The 19,166-nt window shown below is 65.3% G+C and carries 16 protein-coding genes and 1 tRNA gene; 2 read left to right on the top strand and 15 right to left on the bottom strand.

Annotation, left to right across the window (positions count from 1 at the left end; all coding sequences use genetic code 11):
* Positions 1-55: 55 nt before the first annotated feature.
* The gene (uvrB, locus tag ACSDHM_RS05605; RefSeq protein ID WP_439426722.1) at positions 56-2,080 is read right to left on the bottom strand and encodes an excinuclease ABC subunit UvrB; all 2,025 of its coding nucleotides are present in this window, start codon (positions 2,078-2,080) and stop codon (positions 56-58) included.
* A gap of 92 nt (positions 2,081-2,172) precedes the next feature.
* Here uvrB and ACSDHM_RS05600 point away from each other — a divergent pair, with 92 nt between their 5' ends.
* Positions 2,173-2,745 carry a GspH/FimT family pseudopilin gene (locus tag ACSDHM_RS05600; protein WP_439426721.1) on the top strand — a complete coding sequence of 191 codons (573 nt, stop codon included), beginning with the start codon at positions 2,173-2,175 and terminating at the stop codon, positions 2,743-2,745.
* Between the two features lie 75 nt (positions 2,746-2,820).
* On the opposite strand, the gene ACSDHM_RS05595 is transcribed toward ACSDHM_RS05600, so the two are convergent.
* From ACSDHM_RS05595 to grxD, 11 genes are all read right to left on the bottom strand, one after another.
* Positions 2,821-2,897, bottom strand: a tRNA-Asn gene (locus ACSDHM_RS05595).
* Between the two features lie 80 nt (positions 2,898-2,977).
* Complete coding sequence (locus ACSDHM_RS05590) at positions 2,978-3,400, bottom strand: type IV pilin protein (protein WP_061478489.1); 423 nt, start codon at positions 3,398-3,400, stop codon at positions 2,978-2,980.
* A gap of 38 nt (positions 3,401-3,438) precedes the next feature.
* The gene (locus tag ACSDHM_RS05585; protein WP_088497719.1) at positions 3,439-7,185 is read right to left on the bottom strand and encodes a pilus assembly protein; all 3,747 of its coding nucleotides are present in this window, start codon (positions 7,183-7,185) and stop codon (positions 3,439-3,441) included.
* An 11-nt stretch (positions 7,186-7,196) separates the two neighbouring features.
* Positions 7,197-7,712, bottom strand: a complete 516-nt coding sequence (locus ACSDHM_RS05580) for a pilus assembly PilX family protein (protein WP_072166745.1) — start codon at positions 7,710-7,712, stop codon at positions 7,197-7,199.
* A 2-nt stretch (positions 7,713-7,714) separates the two neighbouring features.
* Positions 7,715-8,875, bottom strand: a complete 1,161-nt coding sequence (locus tag ACSDHM_RS05575; RefSeq protein ID WP_061478492.1) for a PilW family protein — start codon at positions 8,873-8,875, stop codon at positions 7,715-7,717.
* A 2-nt stretch (positions 8,876-8,877) separates the two neighbouring features.
* Complete coding sequence (gene pilV, locus ACSDHM_RS05570) at positions 8,878-9,351, bottom strand: type IV pilus modification protein PilV (protein WP_061478493.1); 474 nt, start codon at positions 9,349-9,351, stop codon at positions 8,878-8,880.
* On the bottom strand, positions 9,348-9,863 hold the full coding sequence (locus ACSDHM_RS05565; RefSeq protein WP_088497718.1) for a GspH/FimT family pseudopilin: 516 nt from the start codon (positions 9,861-9,863) through the stop codon (positions 9,348-9,350). The genes pilV and ACSDHM_RS05565 overlap by 4 nt, the downstream gene beginning before the upstream one ends.
* Positions 9,864-10,024: 161 nt before the next feature.
* Entirely contained in the window at positions 10,025-11,413 is a 1,389-nt protein-coding gene (ppnN, locus tag ACSDHM_RS05560) for a nucleotide 5'-monophosphate nucleosidase PpnN (protein ID WP_088497717.1), read from the bottom strand.
* A 253-nt stretch (positions 11,414-11,666) separates the two neighbouring features.
* Positions 11,667-14,852, bottom strand: coding sequence for a TonB-dependent receptor (locus ACSDHM_RS05555; protein WP_088497716.1), 3,186 nt, complete (start codon positions 14,850-14,852; stop codon positions 11,667-11,669).
* A 250-nt stretch (positions 14,853-15,102) separates the two neighbouring features.
* Positions 15,103-15,879 carry an SDR family NAD(P)-dependent oxidoreductase gene (locus ACSDHM_RS05550; RefSeq protein ID WP_088497715.1) on the bottom strand — a complete coding sequence of 259 codons (777 nt, stop codon included), beginning with the start codon at positions 15,877-15,879 and terminating at the stop codon, positions 15,103-15,105.
* On the bottom strand, positions 15,876-16,196 hold the full coding sequence (gene grxD / locus ACSDHM_RS05545; protein ID WP_005415957.1) for a Grx4 family monothiol glutaredoxin: 321 nt from the start codon (positions 16,194-16,196) through the stop codon (positions 15,876-15,878). The genes ACSDHM_RS05550 and grxD overlap by 4 nt, the downstream gene beginning before the upstream one ends.
* Before the next feature lie 120 nt (positions 16,197-16,316).
* Between grxD and ACSDHM_RS05540 the strand changes: the two genes are divergently transcribed.
* Complete coding sequence (locus ACSDHM_RS05540) at positions 16,317-16,895, top strand: superoxide dismutase (RefSeq protein WP_032954072.1); 579 nt, start codon at positions 16,317-16,319, stop codon at positions 16,893-16,895.
* A gap of 114 nt (positions 16,896-17,009) precedes the next feature.
* Here ACSDHM_RS05540 and ACSDHM_RS05535 read toward each other — a convergent pair whose 3' ends face one another.
* The 3 genes from ACSDHM_RS05535 to purE all read right to left on the bottom strand — a co-directional run bounded on the left by ACSDHM_RS05535 (position 17,010) and on the right by purE (position 19,125).
* On the bottom strand, positions 17,010-17,351 hold the full coding sequence (locus ACSDHM_RS05535; protein ID WP_438915154.1) for a carboxymuconolactone decarboxylase family protein: 342 nt from the start codon (positions 17,349-17,351) through the stop codon (positions 17,010-17,012).
* 125 nt (positions 17,352-17,476) lie between these two features.
* Complete coding sequence (locus ACSDHM_RS05530; protein ID WP_438915153.1) at positions 17,477-18,625, bottom strand: 5-(carboxyamino)imidazole ribonucleotide synthase; 1,149 nt, start codon at positions 18,623-18,625, stop codon at positions 17,477-17,479.
* On the bottom strand, positions 18,622-19,125 hold the full coding sequence (gene purE, locus ACSDHM_RS05525) for a 5-(carboxyamino)imidazole ribonucleotide mutase (protein ID WP_005412808.1): 504 nt from the start codon (positions 19,123-19,125) through the stop codon (positions 18,622-18,624). Before purE ends, ACSDHM_RS05530 begins: the two co-directional genes overlap by 4 nt.
* Positions 19,126-19,166 lie beyond the last annotated feature (41 nt).

Raw genomic sequence — 19,166 nt, 5'->3', positions numbered from 1 at the left:
GGATGCGGGCCGTGAAGCGCAATACTTTTGTGAAGATGATGCTGCACTGCCACGTTCAGCCCAGGCTGGCTTCCTTCAGCTGCCGGATCTGGTCACGCACCCGTGCGGCATCCTCGAATTCCAGGTCCTTGGCGTGCTGGTACATCTGCTGTTCCAGCGCCTTGAGACGGGTCGCCAGCTGCGCCGGAGACAGCGAACGATAGTCGGCCACTTCTTCGGCCACACCCGCCCGGCCCTTGCCCTTACCCTTCTTGGCTTCCTTCTCGGCGGCATCCGAACGCGCGCCTTCAAGGACATCGACGATCGGGCGCGCCACCGAGCGCGGCACGATGCCATGTTCTTCGTTGTACTCGACCTGCTTGGCACGGCGCCGGTCGGTCTCATCGATCGCCGCCTGCATCGAGCGGGTGATCTTGTCGGCGTACAGGATCGCCTTGCCGCGCACGTTGCGTGCGGCGCGGCCGATGGTCTGGATCAGCGAGCCGGTGGAGCGCAGGAAGCCTTCCTTGTCGGCATCGAGGATCGCCACCAGCGATACCTCGGGCATGTCCAGGCCCTCGCGCAGCAGGTTGATGCCGACCAGCACGTCGAACTTGCCCAGGCGCAGGTCGCGGATGATCTCCACGCGCTCGACCGTATCCACGTCCGAGTGCAGGTAGCGCACGCGGATACCGTGTTCGGTGAGGTACTCGGTGAGGTTTTCAGCCATGCGCTTGGTCAGCGTGGTGACCAGCACGCGGTCGCCCGCCTTGATGCGCGCGTTGGCCTCGCTCATCAGGTCGTCGACCTGGGTGCCGACCGGCCGGATCTCCACCACCGGGTCGATCAGGCCAGTCGGGCGCACCACCAGTTCGGTGATCTCGTCACCGGCTTCACGCAGTTCATAGGGCCCGGGCGTGGCCGACACGTAGATGCTGCGCGGGCACCGCTCCTCCCATTCCTCGAAGCGCAGCGGGCGGTTGTCCAGCGCCGACGGCAGGCGGAAACCGAACTCAACCAGGGTTTCCTTGCGCGAGCGGTCACCCTTGAACATGGCGCCGATCTGCGGAATGGTCACATGCGATTCGTCGATCACCAGCAGCGCATCCGGCGGCAGGTAGTCGAACAGGGTCGGTGGCGGCTCGCCGGCATTCTTGCCGGTCAGGTGCCGGGAGTAGTTCTCGATGCCGTTGCAGTAACCGACCTCGGCCATCATCTCCAGGTCGAACTGCGTGCGCTGCGCCAGGCGCTGCGCCTCCACCAGCTTGTTCTGCGCGTAGAGCTGCTCCAGCCGCTCCTTCAGCTCTACCTTGATCGTCTCGATCGCCGCCAGCACGCGCTCGCGCGTGGTCGCATAGTGGGTCTTCGGGTAGACCGTGAAGCGCTGCATGTTGCGCAGCGTCTCGCCGGTCAGCGGGTCGAACAGGGTGATCTTCTCGACCTCGCCATCGAACAGTTCAAGGCGCAGTGCTTCGCTGTCCGACTCGGCCGGGAACACGTCGATCACTTCGCCGCGCACGCGGAAGGTACCGCGCTGCAGCTCGTACTCATTGCGCGTGTACTGCAGCTGGGTCAGGTGGTTGATCAGGTCGCGCTGGTCGATGCGCTCGCCCTTGGACAGGATCAGGCGCAGTGAAAGGTAGTCTTCCGGCGCACCCAGGCCATAGATCGCGGACACCGTGGCCACCACGATCGCGTCCGGGCGCGACAGCAGGGTCTTGGTCGCGGCCAGCCGCATCTGCTCGATGTGTTCGTTGATCGAACTGTCCTTCTCGATGAAGGTGTCCGACGACGGCACGTAGGCTTCGGGCTGGTAGTAGTCGTAATAGCTGACGAAATACTCCACCGCGTTGTGCGGGAAGAACGCCTTGAATTCGCCATACAGCTGCGCCGCCAGCGTCTTGTTCGGCGCCATGATCAGCGTCGGCTTCTGAATGTTCTGGATGACGTTGGCGATGGTGTAGGTCTTGCCCGAGCCGGTCACGCCCAGCAGGGTCTGCTTGGCGATGCCGGCCTCGAAGTTGCTGGTCAGCTTCGCGATGGCATCTGGCTGGTCGCCCGCCGGCGAATACGGCGAGACAAGTTCAAAACTGTCGCTCATGGTGTTGCCAGTTCCCGGGAAGGGTGAGTATACGGGGCGAGGAGTGACGGCCGGCTGAGGGGTTGCCGGGCAGACCGCTACGGGGATTCCCGATGGTGGCCGCACAGCCGGGCGCGGAGGCTGGATGCATGCGCACTCACCGCTCTTCCGGTTGCGCCGCGTCGCGCGGCATGCACCTGATCGAAATCCTGGTCGTCACGGCGGTACTGGCCGTGCTGCTGGCCGCCGGCTGGCCCTCGCTGCAGGCGCTGCTGCTGCACCAGCGCGCGGAAGCCACCCGGTTCAGCCTGCAGGCCGCCCTGGCAACGGCACGCACCCAGGCCATCATGCGTCGCGAACTGATCGGCCTCTGCGCCAGCGCGGACGGCCAGCGCTGCGGGGACGACTGGAGCCAGGGCTGGATTGCCTACCGGGCCGCAGGCGCATGGCAGCCCCCATCCACGGCCGATGCCATTGTCCTGCATCAGGGCGGCCGTCCGGACGTCACGATCAATGCCGCCAGCAACAGCGGGCGACCGCAACTCTATTTCCAGCCGGATGGCCGCAGCCCCGGCAGCAACCTGACGCTGCGCGTCTGCGTGAGGGGGCGCGAGCACGCGCGGATCATTGTCAGCAACAGTGGGCGGATGCGTTCGTCCACCACGCGGACTGGACAAGCCTGTTGAAACGACGCCCCTGCGCTCTCAAGCAGGCAACAAAAAAGACCTGCGAAAGTCCGCAAGCCTTTGATGTGTAACGTCTGGCGCCCGAAGTTGGACTCGAACCAACGACCCCCTGATTAACAGTCAAGTGCTCTAACCGGCTGAGCTATTCGGGCGGGGACGCGCATTGTAATCACGTCGAACAGGGAGTGCAACACTCCCGTTCACATGCTTGCATTCTCTGTTTGCGGCAGTGTCACCAGCACTCGGACAGCGTGGTCTTGGCGGTCTTCACGTTGGCTTGGTTGAGCGTCAGGTTTCCACACTTGTCCTTCGCCTGCGCGTTGACCGCGGTGGCGGTGAAGGTGAATGTCGACTGCGCGGTCTGCATGGACAGAGTGTAGGCCGCCGTGCCGCCCTCGCGCGGGGAGTTGATCGAATCGGCGTTGCCCGGGAACTTGAAACCGACATAGGTGTTGTTGACCGTGTGGAAGCGCTCGGCCAACTGTGCGTATTCGACCAGGTCGGCCTTAGCCTGGGCCCGTCGCGACTTGCGCACATGTTCGCTGTAGTTCGGGTAGGCGATCGCGGCGAGGATTGCCACGACCGCCACCACGATCATCAGCTCGATCAGGGTGAAACCGCGGGCCAGGCGACCCGCCGCGAAAGATTGGCGCATTGCACGGGCTCCTGCTGCCGGGGAAGGATGGACGCCGGTCACTGGATCTGCCTCCAGGACTGGCGGCCACAGGGGTATGGCAGGTACATCGGATCAGCACCGGCCACCGAGATCTGCATCAGGCACGCCTCACCGGGCGGCTGCGGCGGCGGATTGCCGGGAGTGCTGTCCGGCGGCGCCAAGCGCGGCACCACCGACGTCGTCACGTCCCTCACCGGCGCGTTGCCGCCCGTGTTGAGAGCAACGCCGGCCGTACCCGCCCCCGGCGATCGGCCGTCGGGGGCTCCGAAGCGCACCTGCGACATCGCGGCCTGGCCGGTGCTGGCCTGCAGGCCGAGCAGCCAGTTCGCACCGTCCACCGAGCAACCCTGAGCGTCGGACGGAATATAGGTCGGGAAGAACACCACGCCGGACACGATCCTCGGATTACCGACCGCACGCTCCTTGTTGGCCAGCACCACGGTCCAGCCGCGGCTGACCGTAGGCACGGTCCCGCCACGCAATGTCCGCACGCCGGAACCAATCTCGGCCGTATACGAGCTCAGGTTTGCCGAGGTCAGCGTCGTCGTCGGCTGGCCCGCTGCGGTGTCGTTGATACCGTACAACGCCTGCACCGCCGTATCGTTCTCGTCACCGTAGTAGGAGAAGCTGCCGGTGCCGAAGATCAGCATCACGCCACCGGACGGCCCGGTGGTCACCGTCATGCCACCGGTGATCGGCTGGCGGTAGGTCCGGCGGTCGGCGGGATCGACATGGGTATTGGTGGTGAACAACGGTACGGTTGGCGCGGTAGTCCCGCGCAGGTCGAACTTCCAGATAACGCCACGCTTGTCGGCGCCATAGACCGTATCGGCCAGGCCATCGCGCACCCGCGCGTTCTGCCCGGTTCCACCCCAGCGATCAACCACCACGATGTTGCCCAGCCCGTTGCTGCCCGACGGCAGGTTGGTACCCGACTCGATCGCCTCGATCATGCGGATGGTCGGCGTGCGGCCTGCCACCATGTCAACCACGAACAGTACCGCCTTGCCACTCCTACTCTCGTAGCCGTTACCGAAGATCGCCTTGAAGCCCACCGAACCGTCGGCGTTCTTCACCGGCACGATCACCGGCTTGCCCAGCACATGGCCGATGTTGGCGCGCACAGCATCGTCAAGCGAAGCGTCGAGGTCACTGATCTCCCACAGCAGGGAGCCGGTGGCGCCGAAGTTGCCCGGATCGGACACATTCAGCGCGAACACACTGCGGCCGCCGGCACCGGCCGTGCCCACCAGTGACGTGGTCCACCCGTTGCTGCCGTAGGTGTCGCTGATCGTCACCGGGCCATCGACGTAGTAACGGTGCTGGAAACGCTGGGCGTTCTGGTTGGTGGGGTCGTTAGGCAGCAACAGGTTGCCCATGTGGCCCAACGCGGTCGAGGGAATGTAGGCGAACCGCTCCTTGCCCCCGTCGGCGTCCATCTGGCCGTCGGCGCCCATGCCACCATCGAAGGCATGCAACATGCCGTCGTTGGCGCCGGCGTAGACCATGTAGCGGCGACCATTGCGCTTGGTGGTCATGTAGGCGGCGTAACTGCTGCCCATCGTGCCCGGAAGGCGGCCAAACCCATAGTCATCCAGAGGCGAACTCAGCACCGGGGTGGAGGTGATGATGTCGCCAAGTACCGTGCTGCGATCACGCAGCTTGCCGCCGTTGCGCTTCTCGCTGGAGGTTTCACCACGCAGGTAGGCCACGGCCGTGGCGGAATCGGTGGCTAGGCCAGCCAGCTCGGACGCGCTGCAGATCAGGATGCCCGGATACAGCGTCGACGACTTGGTGCACAGATTGGCCAGGCTGACATTGCTGCCGGTGAAGTCTTCCAGCGCGCCGTTGCGCCAGAACCGGATGCGGCGTGATGCAGGCGCCGGCATCTTCGCAGATGCTTCCCAGGCCTCTTCCGAAACGATCTTGCGGGTGGACGGCTCGACGCTCAGCTTGAAGGCGCGCAACTTGCTGTACCAGTCGGTGCCGTTGTTGGTGGCCTCGTAGAACGGCTCCACCGACAACGAGCCGACGCCGATGCGTGCGCCGGTCAGCGAACGCGAGCCGGACGGCGTGGCGCCCTGGGCGACGTTGCTGATGATACGGCGCATGGCTGCGGTGATTTCGGCCGGGCGCGTGGCGTTGACCATTTCGCCACGGGTGTCATAGACCGCGTTCCACAGCTCATCAACGGCCTCGGGCTTGAGGTCCTGCGTCGTCGTCGGGAAGTTGGGCTTGACGACGTACGGGTCCGGGCTGAGCACCCACGGGCGCACTGGATCCGGCAGGTACCGGACGCCGAACTCCTTGCCCTGCGTGCCCAGCGTCACGCCGTAGAAATTCATGTGCAGGTGGGTCTTGCAATCCAGCGACGGATTTGGATTCGGCCCCTTGCACTCGGCCGGCACCGGCACGGAATTGGTCTCCTTGCCCGGCACGAGAGAACTGTTGTAGTACGGCGCTACGAGATCCTTCATCAGCGTCGTGTTGCCGGACTCATTGATATAGCCATCGGTGAACAGCATGCCCGCATTCTTCTGGCATGACAGGAGCACCGGCGCGTTCTGATCCGTGCGCTGGAATTGTTCGCCAAGGTACTGTGCGGCGGAACGATTGGGCGTACTGCTGCTGGCACGCATTTCGCCGATGATCTGGCTGAGCAGCTGCTGCTTCTCCGGCTCGTTGGTCATGTTGAACATGGTCACCGCGCGGCGGCCATTGATACGGAACCAGCCCACGCGCAGATTGGTCGTGTCGTACAGCGCATTCGTAGCCGCACCGATCAGCGCTTCGCGTCGCGTCCGGTACAGGCTGAACCAGTTGGCGAAGCTCTGCATGGCAGCGTTGTACTTCGCTTGATTGTTGCCGAAGTTCGCAAGCTTGATTTCGTACTTGTACAACGTACCCGGCCGGCCGCCCGGAGGATTTGCAACGGCAACAGGAGCCGCGGTGTACCCATATTCCGCCGGCAGCGTAGACGGATCTGCCAGGAAAAACGTAGCCGGATAGAAGCCGACGGCAGCATCGCAGCTTGAGCTGCTGATGGTAGTCTGGCGCGTCACGTTGTCGAACGAGCCTTCCTGCCGGACAGCCCCCCCGCTCAGGTTGCATCGCCCACGCTCAATACGGGTTCCGACCGGCAGCGTCATGCCGGAACGGAAGCGGAAGCGCCAGTTCGCGCCGGTCCGCCCGCCGGTGTCCATGCTGGTCAGCAGCGAGTCCACAGTCAGGTCCAGCGCGCCAGCGATCTTGTTCGGTGCATTGCCCGGACGCGGGTCCAGCGGCGCGCTGGACGCCCTGATGTCCAGATAGTTGGCAAGGGCTGTATCGGACAAGCCGGTCTTCCAGCCAGGATAGATCTCACGCGGGTCGTAGTAGGACGGGTTGACGTCCGGTGATCGGGCGAAACCGAAGCTGTCGAGCGGCGGGATGGCCGCCTGGTCGTCGCGTCCATAGCTGGGGAAGACGTACAGGTAGCGCTGCCCAGACCCATCGTAGCCGTTGACGGCACCCTGGTTGTAGAAGCCACTGCCATCCCAGCGGTACACGCCATCGCGCGTGTTGTTCAATGTTTCCCACAGCATCGAGCCGGAATCATCCAGCGCCATCAGGAAGGCCGGCGGCGTCTGCACCTGGATGTTCAGCGGCGCCTGCGCCAGCGTGCCCTGGGCCTGGGCCGCCATCAGGCTGTAGATGACATAGCCGCCCCCGAGCGCCAGTGCGGCGCCGCCTGCGGCCATGAAACGGAATTTGCGCGAAGCCATGGCCTGCGTCCTCAGAGTTTGAATACGGTATCGATGACCACCGACGACGAGCTCGCATCGGCATCGTCGGTCGCGAAGCCGGTGATCTGGTAGATCGGCGTGACGTCTTCCAGCGGACGGCCCATGTCGAGCGACGATTCGCCCATCACACAGCTGTCAATCTGGCGGACATTGACCGCAGGACGCGTCTGGTTGCGGCGGCTTTCGGCCCAGATGGCCGGATCGAAGCCGTCATCGCAGACCCGCGACAGAGTGCTGGACTGCACCAGGCTGTCGTTCCCCACATCCTGACGGTTGGCGATTTTCTCCACCGAGCGTTCGGCCGCACGCACCACGCCCTCCGAGTTCTGGAAGGCCCGGTTGGCGGCGCGGTAGTTCGCTGCCATCTTCTCCTGCATGCCGGCCACCTGCATGCCCGCAATGCCGAGCAGCGCCAGCAGGATGAGCATGATCAACGCGACATAGAGCACGGCGCCGCGCTGGGTGCGAGCGGAGGCGGGCCTGAACGAACGTGAGAAGGTCGTCATGATCAGTTCCCGAACAGGCGATTGCGCAGTGCAATCGAGACTTCATAGCTGGAGCGGTAGCGGCCGTCAGGCTTGTCACTGCTGGCAAAGCCAACGCCGAGTACCGACAGCGGGTTGGCCGGCGTGCTCGAAGACGACGGCGTCGGGCTGCGTGCCAGCAGCCCCACCTGCACCTGCCCCACCCGCAGCCACTGCGCGGCACCGGCAGCGTTAGCGTTGCTGCTGACGCCAGTCGCGGCGGCCAGGCGGGTGATGTTGCCGGCCGGCGGCGTGCCCAGGCTGATGTTGGCGGTACTGTCCAGGCCATACAGCAGCTGCAGGCTTTCGATGCCTTCCACAAGTTCTTCATTGACCGCATAGGCGCCAGCACTGTTGGCGCGCGCACGACGCAGGCCCGGCTGACCGGTCTCCGGATTGATGCCGACGTAATAGACCATCGACTCGGCGCGATAGAGCATCGTCTGCCCGGTCGGCTGCGCGGCATAGCGCGACAGGTCCAGCGAGGGCGCGGTCACACGTGCCGCACTCAACGTACCGGCGAAGATGTCCGCATGGGCACAGTCGGCGATGCCGAACAAGGTCGGTGCCGCCACGCCCCCCGAGGTGAGCCTGGCCACCCGGGTGCTGTCCATGTCCAGTAGCGCATTGCCGCCGCTGGACGAAATGCCGGTCACCGGCACCCCCTCAGGGGCCAGGTAGCGCAGTACCAGCACATCGCTTCCGCCTGCCGGCGCAGGGCTGAGCCGGGTGATCGCTGCCGGCAACGCTGACGGTGCGGACCATGTCGCCCCGAGTGCGAGCCTCCCGCCCGGCGCGGTTCCCGGTGCATCGAAGCCCTGGATGGAAACGCTGAAATCAAGCGGGCTGCCATCGCCCGAGGATGCACCCAGATGCGATACCGGATCGCCTTGGTTCTTCACCACGTGGGCCTGGTCGTTCACGCAGCCCATGTGCCCGGCCATGCGGATGTCTCGCTCAAGGAAATCCAGCGCGAAACGGGCGTTCTCCTGCACGCGCGAGGCCCCCTCGGACAGTCGCGAGGCAGCCTGCGAGGCCATGAAGACCTGCACCACCCCCAGCATCAGCACCAGGCTGATTACCAGGGCGATCATCAGTTCCACCAGCGACAGGCCGGCCATGGTGGCACGTCGGTTCAGGCGCATGCTCACAGCTCCGTAGCCAATGCAAAGGTGGTGGCCTTGTCCGGGTCATCCGGATCCCAGCGCTGGTCGCCCCAGGTGATCGCCACATTGACCACGCCGCCATTGAAGGTGACATTGGCGCCTGCATCGTCGCCCAGCGCCTTCACCACCTGGCATTGCCAGCGCGCGATCTTCTTTTCAATGGAGACGTCGCCGGTATCGCTGGTGCACGCGGTGGCGGCGGTCTTGCTGCCTGCCGCGAACGACGCGCCGGTGTACCAGGCCGCCTGGAAGCGGTTGCTGCGCATCTGCTCGGTCAGGTCGTACGCAAGGTTGGTGGCCTGGGTTCGATAATTGGCGCTCTGCACGAATCGGACGTTCATGGTCTGCAAGAGAGCAAAACCCAGCAGGCCGAACGCCAACACGATGATGGCGATCAGTACTTCAAGCAGGGTGAAGCCCCCGGCCTGGCGCGCACGGAAGGTACGGGTGGTCATGGACAGGCTTCCTTAGTGCTGCGGATCTGCCCGGAGGCGTTCACCGTCAGTGTGCGCTTGTGCAGTGCGCCCTTGCTGCAGACGTCCGGCTCCAGCCGTACATCCTGCTCGGCGCTGGCGCGGCGACGGCCGCGCCCGTCAAAGGCGATCTCCGTGGCCGGCCCAGTGATCTTCAGCTTGGGATTGCCACTGACGAAGCGCAGGACGGTTTCACCTGCCGACAGCGCACCGTCGCCATTGGCATCGGCAAAGGCCAGCATGCCGCCCGACCAGCCACCATCACAGCTGGCACCGTCGCTGCTTCCACAGACGCCGCCACCGCGGTTGCTGCGGATCGCCTCGCTGCGGGCAAGACTGAGCAGGCCCAGGACCTCGTTGTTGGTCGAGCTCACCCGGCTCGAACGGATCGTGCTCTGGAAACTTGGAAAGGCGATCGCAGCCAGGACCGCCACCACGGCGATGGTGACCATCAGCTCGATCAAGGTGAAGCCGTTTTCCCGGCGCAAAGACATTGGACGCTCCCCAGCGTGTTGGTGGCCACGATGGGCCATCGCCCCGCCACCGGCAAGCGGCGGCAGGATGAACGGTCAATCCGGGGCGACGGGCGTCAAAGGCTTGACGACCCGTCCTCCCCTGCCAGTGCCGGCGCGATCCCCATCACGCCGGCCCGGGTTCAGGCCAGCACCTGGTAGCAGGGCTGGTACTCGCCGGAGATCTTCATCCGGCGCTGCTCGACGAAGGCGCGCAGCAGCGCATCCAGCGCCTGCATCATGTCCGGGTCGCCGTGGATCTGGAACGGCCCGAACTGCTCGATGCGGCGCATGCCGTCTTCCTTCACGTTGCCGGCGACGATGCCCGAGAACGCGCGGCGCAGGTCGGCCGCCAGCGCGTGCGGGGCACGCCCATGGTGCAGGTCCAGCGCGGCCATCGCTTCGTGGGTGGGTACGAACGGCTGCTGGTACTCCCACGGAATCTCGATCGACCAGTTGAAGAAGAACGAGTCCTTCTGCGCCAGACGGTGCTCGCGCACGCGCTTGATGCCGTTGGCCATCTTCTTCGCAACCGCCACCGGGTCGCCGATGATGATCTCGTAGCGATCGGCAGCCGCATCGCCCAGGGTCAGGCGGATGAAGCGATCAATCTGCTCGAAGTACGGTGCCGCTACCGTCGGGCCGGTCAGGATCAGCGGGAACGGCAGGTCCTTGTTCTCCTCGCGCAGCAGGATGCCGAGCAGGTACAGGATCTCTTCGGCGGTACCGACGCCACCGGCGAACACGATGATGCCGTGGCCGATGCGGACGAAGGCCTCAAGGCGCTTCTCGATGTCCGGCATGATCACCAGGTGGTTGACGATCGGGTTCGGCGACTCGGCGGCGATGATGCCCGGCTCGGTCAGGCCGATGTAACGCGTCACGGTACGGCGCTGCTTGGCGTGGGCGATGGTGGCACCCTTCATCGGGCCCTTCATCGCACCCGGGCCACAGCCGGTGCAGATGTCCAGGCCGCGCAGGCCCAGTTCATAGCCCACCTGCTTGGTGTACAGGTATTCGTCGCGCGAGATCGAGTGTCCGCCCCAGCACACCACCAGGTTCGGATCACCCGGATTGAGGATGCGCGCGTTGCGCAGCAGGCCGAACACCGCGTTGGTGATGCCCTCGGATGACTCCAGCTCGGCCGCGTAGGCCGGGCCCATTTCGATGGCCATGTAGGCCAGGTCGCGCACGACGGCGAACAGCAGTTCGGCGACACCGCGGATGATCTCGCCGTCGACGAAGGCCATCGCCGGTGCGTTGACCAGATCGATGCGCACGCCGCGATCCTGCTGCGCTACCTGGATGTCGAAATCAGGGTAGAGATCGCGCGCGGCGCGCGGATCGTCGGAGGCGCTGCCGCTGGTCAGCACGGCCAGCGCGCAGCGGCGCAGCAGCTCATGCATGCCGCCGGCGGAGGCATCGCGCAGGCGTGCCACCTCGGCCCGCGACAACACATCCAGCCCACCGCGCGGGTAGATCCGGGCATCCTGCACCGGCAGTGCACGGGCCGATTTTTCGTTCGTGGTCATGTCCAATTTTTCGCTTCCTTCAAGGTTTCCGACTGTACTGCCGCCCCCTTAAAAAGCAAAACGGCCGGGAAGCCCGACCGTTGGATGTGTACCGCCCGCGTCCGCCATTTCGGGACCGCATCGGCGGCGTTGGCACCGCGCACATTTCTGGATGCTACGCCGTTGCCCCACGCCCTGCAAGAACTTTCGCCTGAACGGAAAACGGCCGGGTTTCCCCGGCCGTTTCCGTTTACAGCCACGCTACGTCAGTGCATCAGAACTGGTAGCGGAAGCCCAGCTGCAGCGACCACTGCGAGACACCGACGTCGAAGCCATCTGCGTCGTTGTTGGCCACCGTCGGCAGGTCAGCACCGCGGAAGTTGTAGACGTACTTGCCGTCCTTGATGCCCTGCAGGGTAGCCACGCGCGCATCGGCGAAGAAGCCGTAGTCGTAGATGTTGCCCCACTTCTTGTTGAGCATGTTGCCGACGTTCTGGATGTCCAGCCACACTTCCGACTTGTGACCCTTCATGAAGCCCGGCAGCTGCTGGCTGATACGGATATCGAAGGTATTGATCCAGCCGGTACGGAACTGGTTGGCCGGAGCGTAGCCACCTGCGTACTTGGCCAGCTGCGGGTTGGCCGCCAGCCATTCGTAGAACGACTTCTCCATAGCCGCATCCGGGGTGAAGTTGCTGCCCACCAGATTGCCGAACAGAACCTCACCCGGGTTCGGCACGTAGAACAGGTCGTTCGCGGAGCGGCCGTCGCCGTTGGCATCGTTCACGTACACGTAGCTGTACGGACGGCCGCTGCGGCCCTCATACACCAGGCCGACCTTGGTTTCGTAGTCGCCGAAGAACTTGTGCTTCCAGTTCAGCGAGCCCGACAGGCGGTCACGGATCTGGTAGCGCGAGGTGTTCTCGGTTTCGCTGTTGGCGTTGAAGGCGTACTGGTAGTTCCAACCCGAGCTTGCGGTGGAGCTGGTCAGCGAACCCACTTCAGTAGCGTCGGTGTAGGTGTAACCGATGTTCCAGGACCAGTCACTGGCGTCCGACCACGGCTTGCTCAGCGACACGGTGAACTGCGAGGTGCGGCCCTTGTCGGTGTTGGCGATTTCGTAGACGGCGTCGTAGCCGCGATTCCGCCCGAAGCGGGCATCGTTGTTGGTCCACAGGTTGCCGTTGCGCGACGCAGCGTAATAGAGCTCACGACCGTCCGGACCCAGCTGCTGCACCGGGCCCAGGTTCAGGTTCCTGTAGTACAGGGCATCCTTGACCTTGGTGACCAGCAGCTCGGCCGAAGCCACGATGCCGTACCACGGGGTTTCATGATCGAAGGCCAGGTTGGCCTTGTACACCGACGGCATCTTGAAGTCGCTGCCGACGAAGTTGACGTTCTGACGGTTCGAGCCCGGGGTAGTCGGGACCGGCTGACTGTCCTTGTTCCCGCTGAACGGCAGCGTGCGATCGTAGGCAGTGTAGGCGTACACCGAATTGTTGAAGCCGGTGGCCGAGTAGCTGTTGCTCAGCCACACCTGCGGCGCATCACCCTGGAACAGGCCCACGCCGCCGCGCAGCTGGGTCGGACGCTCGCTGTCGAAGGTGTAGTTGAAACCGACGCGCGGCTGGATCAGGAACTTGTTGCTCAGCACCTCGCTGTTGTCGCGACCGAAGAAGGTCGAGGCTGCAGCGTTGTAGGTCGGGGCCGGGCTGGTGTCGGCACGGTCGGCACGCACGCCCAGGGTCAGGGTCAGGTTGTTGTTGACATACCAGGTGTCCTGCACGAACAGGGCCAGGTTGCTGTACTTGTAGTCAGCCGGAATCGAGCCCGGGGTGCGCTCCGGGTTGTAGTTGTAGCTGCTCCAGCGGCCAGCGGCGAAGTTGTCCAGGCCGTAGAAGGTGTAGGCACCCCACGAGTTGGCGCCGAAGTAGTTGTAGATGTCGTTGGTGTCGTACGAGGCGCCGAACTTGACGTCGTGGTCACCCAGGGTCCAGGTGGCGGCGGCGTAGTAGTTCCATGCCTTGGTCTCGAGGATGTTGTCCTGCGAATTGACCTCGGTACCCAGGTACAGCGAGTCGCCCGACGGCGCTGCCTCGTTGCCGCCGAAGTAGATGCGGATGCTCGGCGCGTCGGTGGAGACGTTGCGGATCGCCGAGTACTCGCGGTACGACGCCTTCAATTCGGTCGAGAAGTTCGGGGTCCAGTCGCTGAACAGCTGGGCGACGTAGCTCTCGTTGGTCTTGTCATGCTGGTACCAGTACGAGCTCAGCGAGGCCGAACTGGTGGTCATGCCGTTGATGCGCAGCTTGCTCTGGTCGATCTTGCTGTAACGGATGTTGGCGCGGTGGTTCTCGCTGATGTTCCAGTCCAGCTTCAGCGCGTACTCTTCCATCTCCGTGTCGCCGTTGCTTTCCAGACCGCCGGCATTGAAGCCATAGTTCTGCGCGATCTGCTGCGCGCGGGTCACGTCGGCCAGGGTGAACTGCGGATTGGCCTTGCCCAGCGCGGTGCCGCTCAGGTCGGCACCCGGGGCGGCCTGCTTGAACTTTTCATAGTTGGCGAAGAAGAACAGCTTGTCCTTGACGATCGGGCCGCCCAGGGTCATGCCGTAGGTTTCTTCCTTGGTGAAGCCCTTGAACGGCTGGCCTTCCGGGTTGTCGCCGAACCAGTCGCCATCACGGTAGGTGCCGTATACCGAACCGTGGAATTCATTGGTACCCGACTTGGTCACCGCGTTGACGGTGGCACCGGCGGCAGCAGCGATGCTGACGTCGTAGTTCGACAGGTTGATGTCCAGGGCTTCGATGGCTTCCATCGCGACCGGCTGGCGGCGGGTCGGCATGTTGTTGCCTTCCAGGCCGAAGGTGTCGCTGGCCGAGACGCCGTCGATGTTGATCGAGTTGAAGCGCGGGTTCTGGCCACCGGCCGAGATCGAGCCCGAGGCGCGATCGATGAAGGTCACGCGCGGATCCAGGCGCATCAGATCCTGGATGTTGCCGCCGATGGACGGCGCAACTTCGATCTGCTGCTGGCTGATGTTGGTGCCCGAGCCCATCTTGGTGGCGCTGAACACTTCCGAACCACCGCCGACAGCGGTGACCTGCACGGTGTCCAGGTTGGTCGCGGCGAGGTCGCCGGCCAGGGTGGCATTGATGGTGCCGGTCTGGTTCACGCCCAGGTAGACGCCATCTTCGGTCTTGGTGCCTTCACCCGGCTTGGTGATGGTGATCGAGTACGGACCACCCACGCGCAGGCCGCGCGCGTTGTAGCGGCCGGCCGCATCGGTGGTCGCACGCGAAACGGTGCCCGACTCGGTGTGGGTGATGGTGACTTCAGCGCCGGCAACGGGCTGGCCGCTGCGGGACACGACCTGGCCGCCGACACCGGCAGAGGTGCTCTGGGCGAAGGCGGGAGCGGCAGCAAGTGCAGCCACGAGACCAAGGGTAAGCTTGGACATCCGGAGTGGGTGGGTCATTTTTCGGTAGCCTCGATGCGAGTTGGCGATGGCGGAAAAAAAGCGCATCCAAGCAGCCCTGCGGGTGGCTGATCGGAGAGTTATCTGGGGTTCCCTACCGCTCGGCTGAAGGCAGCCCTAACGGTTAACACTAGATTAACACGCTACGCCATCATTGTGACGGTTGTGCGACAAACGGCACCGGTTCGCAACGCAATCGTGACGGGTTCTTCACTCCGTCTTTCCACAGGGCTCACCTTTCCCGGGGCGTCTCACTGGCATCGAGAATCTGCCCGCGCCAGGTGCTCCCAGCGGCGGACAGCAGGGTCACCGCGGCGGCCGCCGCGGCTTCCGGGCCTTGCGCAGCCGGGTCCTGGTCCACGGAATAGGCGCGGGCCCGAAGCGCCGTGCGCAGGGGGCCGGGGTACAGGCCGCTGACCCGGATGGGACTGCGGCCCAGTTCATCGTGCAGGCTGGCGATCAGGCCACGCAGGCCGTGCTGGGCCACGCCATACCCCCCCCAATAGGCCTGCCCCACCCGGTCGGGGGCATCGACCGCGAACACCATGGCGGCATCCTCGCGTTGCCGCAGCAGCGGCAGGCAGGCCTGGGCCAGCCAGGCCGGTGCGGTCAGGGTGACATGGACCGCACGGGCGAAACTGGCCGGGTCAGCCAGTTCAAACGGAGTCAGCCCGGGGAAATGCGCGGCGCAGACCAGCAGTCCATCCAGCCGCCCCAGCTCGCGCTGCAGGGCCTGGGCCAGTTCGGCATAGTCATCGGGACTGGCGCCTTCCAGGTCCAGCGGGTACAGAAGCGGTTCCGGACCGACCGCCTGGACCTGGGCATAGACCCGGTCCAGCCGGCGCGGCTTGCGTCCCAGCAGGACCACGGTGGCACCGGCTGCGGCTGCGGCGACCGCCGCGGCACTGCCCAGCCCTCCCCCGGCGCCGGCGACCAGTACGACGCGATCCTGCAACGGGCGGCCATCGATCGCCCCGTCAGTCGGTGACGTCGACGGCCAGGCACTCATCCCTGGGTCGCCTCTTCGACGATGCGCTTGAGCTCGCCGGATTCAAACAGTTCCATGACGATGTCGCAGCCGCCGATCAACTCACCGTTGATGAACAGCTGCGGGAAGGTCGGCAGATTGGAAAAGCGCGGCAGGTTCGCGCGGATCTCCGGCTCTTCGAGCACGTTGACAGTGCGCAGGGTGACGGCGCCGGCTGCCATCAACGCCTGCACGGCGCGACTGGAAAAGCCGCACATCGGGTATTGCGGGGTGCCCTTCATGAACAGCACGAGCGGGTAACGATCGACCTCGGCCTGGATTTGCTGCATTACCGCCACAACCACACTCCTTGCTTCGCCGGACAAACCGACCGTGATGGTCGGCTAGACTGCCCACGGTAGCCGCCATTGTAAGCAGATGGAACAGGCTACCGCCGTCCCCTGGCCACGAACCTGTCCATGCCCGTCGAATTGCCTGCCCTGCCCTACCTCCCCGGCTCCCTGCAGCCCCACCTGTCCGCGCAGACCGTTGAGTTGCATCACGGCCGCCACCACCGCGCCTACGTTGACGCGGTCAACGCCGGCACTCTCGGCACCGAGTGGGAGGAGGCGTCACTGGAAGAGATCGTGCGCCATGCCCAGGGCACGCTGTTCGATGCGGCCGCCCAGGCCTGGAACCACGGCTTCTATTGGCAGTGCCTGCGCCCGCGCGGCGGCGGCGAGCCGCAGGGCCGGCTGGGCGAGCTGGTCAAGCGCCAGTTCGGTGATGCGCAGCGCCTGCGTGAGGAATTCAACCGCACCGCGCTGGGCCTGTTCGGCTCGGGCTGGGTGTGGCTGGTGCAGCACCCCGGTGGCCAGCTCGGCATCCAGGCCACCCGCAACGCCGGCACGCCACTGACCGGCGAAAGCACCCCGCTGCTGTGCTGCGATGTCTGGGAGCACGCCTACTACACCGATTACCAGAATGATCGCGCGCGTTACCTGGATGCCTTCTGGCAGATGGTCAACTGGGAATTCGCCGAGAGCCAGCTGCGCTGAGGCAGCGGCTCGGTCCCGGGGTAGTGCCGGCCGCTGGCCGGCAACCCACTGGACGCACAAGGATGCCGGGGTTGCCGGCCAGCGGCCGGCACTACCGAAATGCAGAGCGGAGCGTCACGCGTTCTCGTGCGCAGCCACCGCGTCCATCACCCGCGCCGAGTACACCAGCGCCGCGCCGGCATTGAGCGACACCGCCACGCCCAGTGCTTCGGCGATTTCCTCGCGACTGGCGCCCTGCGTCAGCGCAGCGTCCACGTGCACGGTGATGCAGCCGTCGCAGCGGGTGGTCACCGCCACCGCCAATGCGATCAGCTCACGGGTCTTGGCATCCAGGTGGTTGGTCTGGGCACCGGCATTGGCCAGGGTGGCGTAGCCCTTGACCGTGTCCGGCGAGAGCTTGCCGATCTCGCCGATGCGGCCCTTCAGTTCCTTGCGGTAGGCATTCCAGTCAAGCATGGTCGTGACTCCTGTGAAAGGAGCTCCACGCTACCACCGGCAATGGTGCGCCGATGCCTGCACCGGCGCGCCACACCGTTGCAGGCATACAGGGTTGTGCCGGCCATTGGCCGGCACGCCCGGGCTCAGCGGTTGCGCAGCGCGTGCACTGCCGGCGCCACCTGGGCCTGGCGGTCCAGCTCCAGGCCGACCTGGTCCAGCGCATCGGCCAATGCAGCGGCATCATCGTCGCGCAACGTGGCGTGGCCGACCTTGCGACCTTCGCGCGGCTCCTTGCCGTAATCGTGCCAATGGCCACTGGCCTGACCCAGCACCGGCGCCGGATCGGGCATCGCGCCCAGCCAGTTCAGCATGCAGGCATGGCCGAGCATGCGGGTGCTGCCCAGTGGCAGGCCCAGCACGGCACGCAGGTGATTCTCGAACTGCGAGGTCTCGCTGCCTTCGATGGTCCAGTGCCCGGAGTTGTGCACGCGCGGTGCCATCTCGTTGGCCAGCAGTTCGCCGTCGCGACAGAACAGCTCCAGTGCGAACACGCCCACATACTGCAGGTGCTCGGCGACGCGGCGGGCATAGCCGATCGCTGCCTGCTGCTCGGCGTCGGACAGCACCGCTGGTGCCACGCTGGCCGACAGCACGCCGTCGACATGCCAGTTGCCGGTGACCGGCCAGGCTTCGAAGCTGCCATCGCGGCCACGCACGGCCACCACGCTGACCTCGCGTTGGAAGGCCACGAAGCCCTCCAGGATCAGTCCGGTGCGCTCCACCTGGGCACCGAGCGCATCCCATGCGGCGTCGATGTCGGCTTCGCTGCGCAGGCGGAACTGACCCTTGCCGTCGTAGCCGAGGCGGCGGGTCTTGAGGATGCACGGCAGGCCGAACTCAGCCGCCTTCGCCGCCAGCTCGTCGCGGTTACGGATGTCGGCGAAGGCCGGCAGCGGAATACCCAGCTGCTGGAACAGGGTCTTCTCGCTCAACCGGTCCTGGGCCACCGCCAGCGCGGCCGGCGGCGGATAGACCGGCACGCGGTCGGCCAGGAACTCTGCACTGTCGGCAGGTACGTTCTCGAAATCGAAGGTGACCACATCGACCTTGGCGGCGAAGTCCGCCAGGGCCTGGCGGTCATCGAAGGCGCCCACGGTGAGCGGCGCCAGCGGGCCGCTGCAGGCGTCGGCGGCCGGGTCGTACAGTTCGAAGCGAAGCCCCAGCGGCGCACCGGCCAGGACCATCATGCGGGCGAGCTGGCCGCCGCCCAGGATGCCGACAGTCAGGCTCATTGGCGCGGATCGTCGTGGGCCATCACGTCTTCGGTCTGGCGTGCACGGAAGGCATCGAGCGCCTGGCCGATCGCCGGCTGGTCGCTGGCCAGCATCGCCGCCGCGAACAGCGCGGCGTTGGAGGCGCCGGCGTTGCCGATGGCGAAGGTGGCGACCGGGATGCCGGCCGGCATCTGCACGATCGACAGCAGGGAATCCATTCCGTTGAGGGCCTTGGACTGCACCGGCACGCCCAGCACCGGCACGGCGGTCTTGGCCGCGATCATGCCCGGGAGGTGCGCGGCCCCGCCGGCACCGGCGATGATCGCGCGCAGGCCACGCGGGCCCGCCTGCTCGGCGTAACTGAACAACACATCCGGCGTCCGATGCGCGGACACCACCTTCACTTCGAACGGAACACCCAGGGCTTCAAGCTTCTGGGCGGCGTGCTGCATGGTTTCCCAGTCGGAACGGGAACCCATGACGATGCCGACAAGCGGCGCGATCGGGTTGGGGGTCATTGGCCGTCACCTGCCTTAAAGACGTATTCTAGCCGTCTTCC

Source organism: Stenotrophomonas sp. T8, assembly GCF_051853085.1.
Lineage (GTDB): Bacteria > Pseudomonadota > Gammaproteobacteria > Xanthomonadales > Xanthomonadaceae > Stenotrophomonas > Stenotrophomonas sepilia.
Note: the sequence above shows the minus strand (reverse complement) of the source record. Positions and strands in the feature narration are given on the sequence as shown.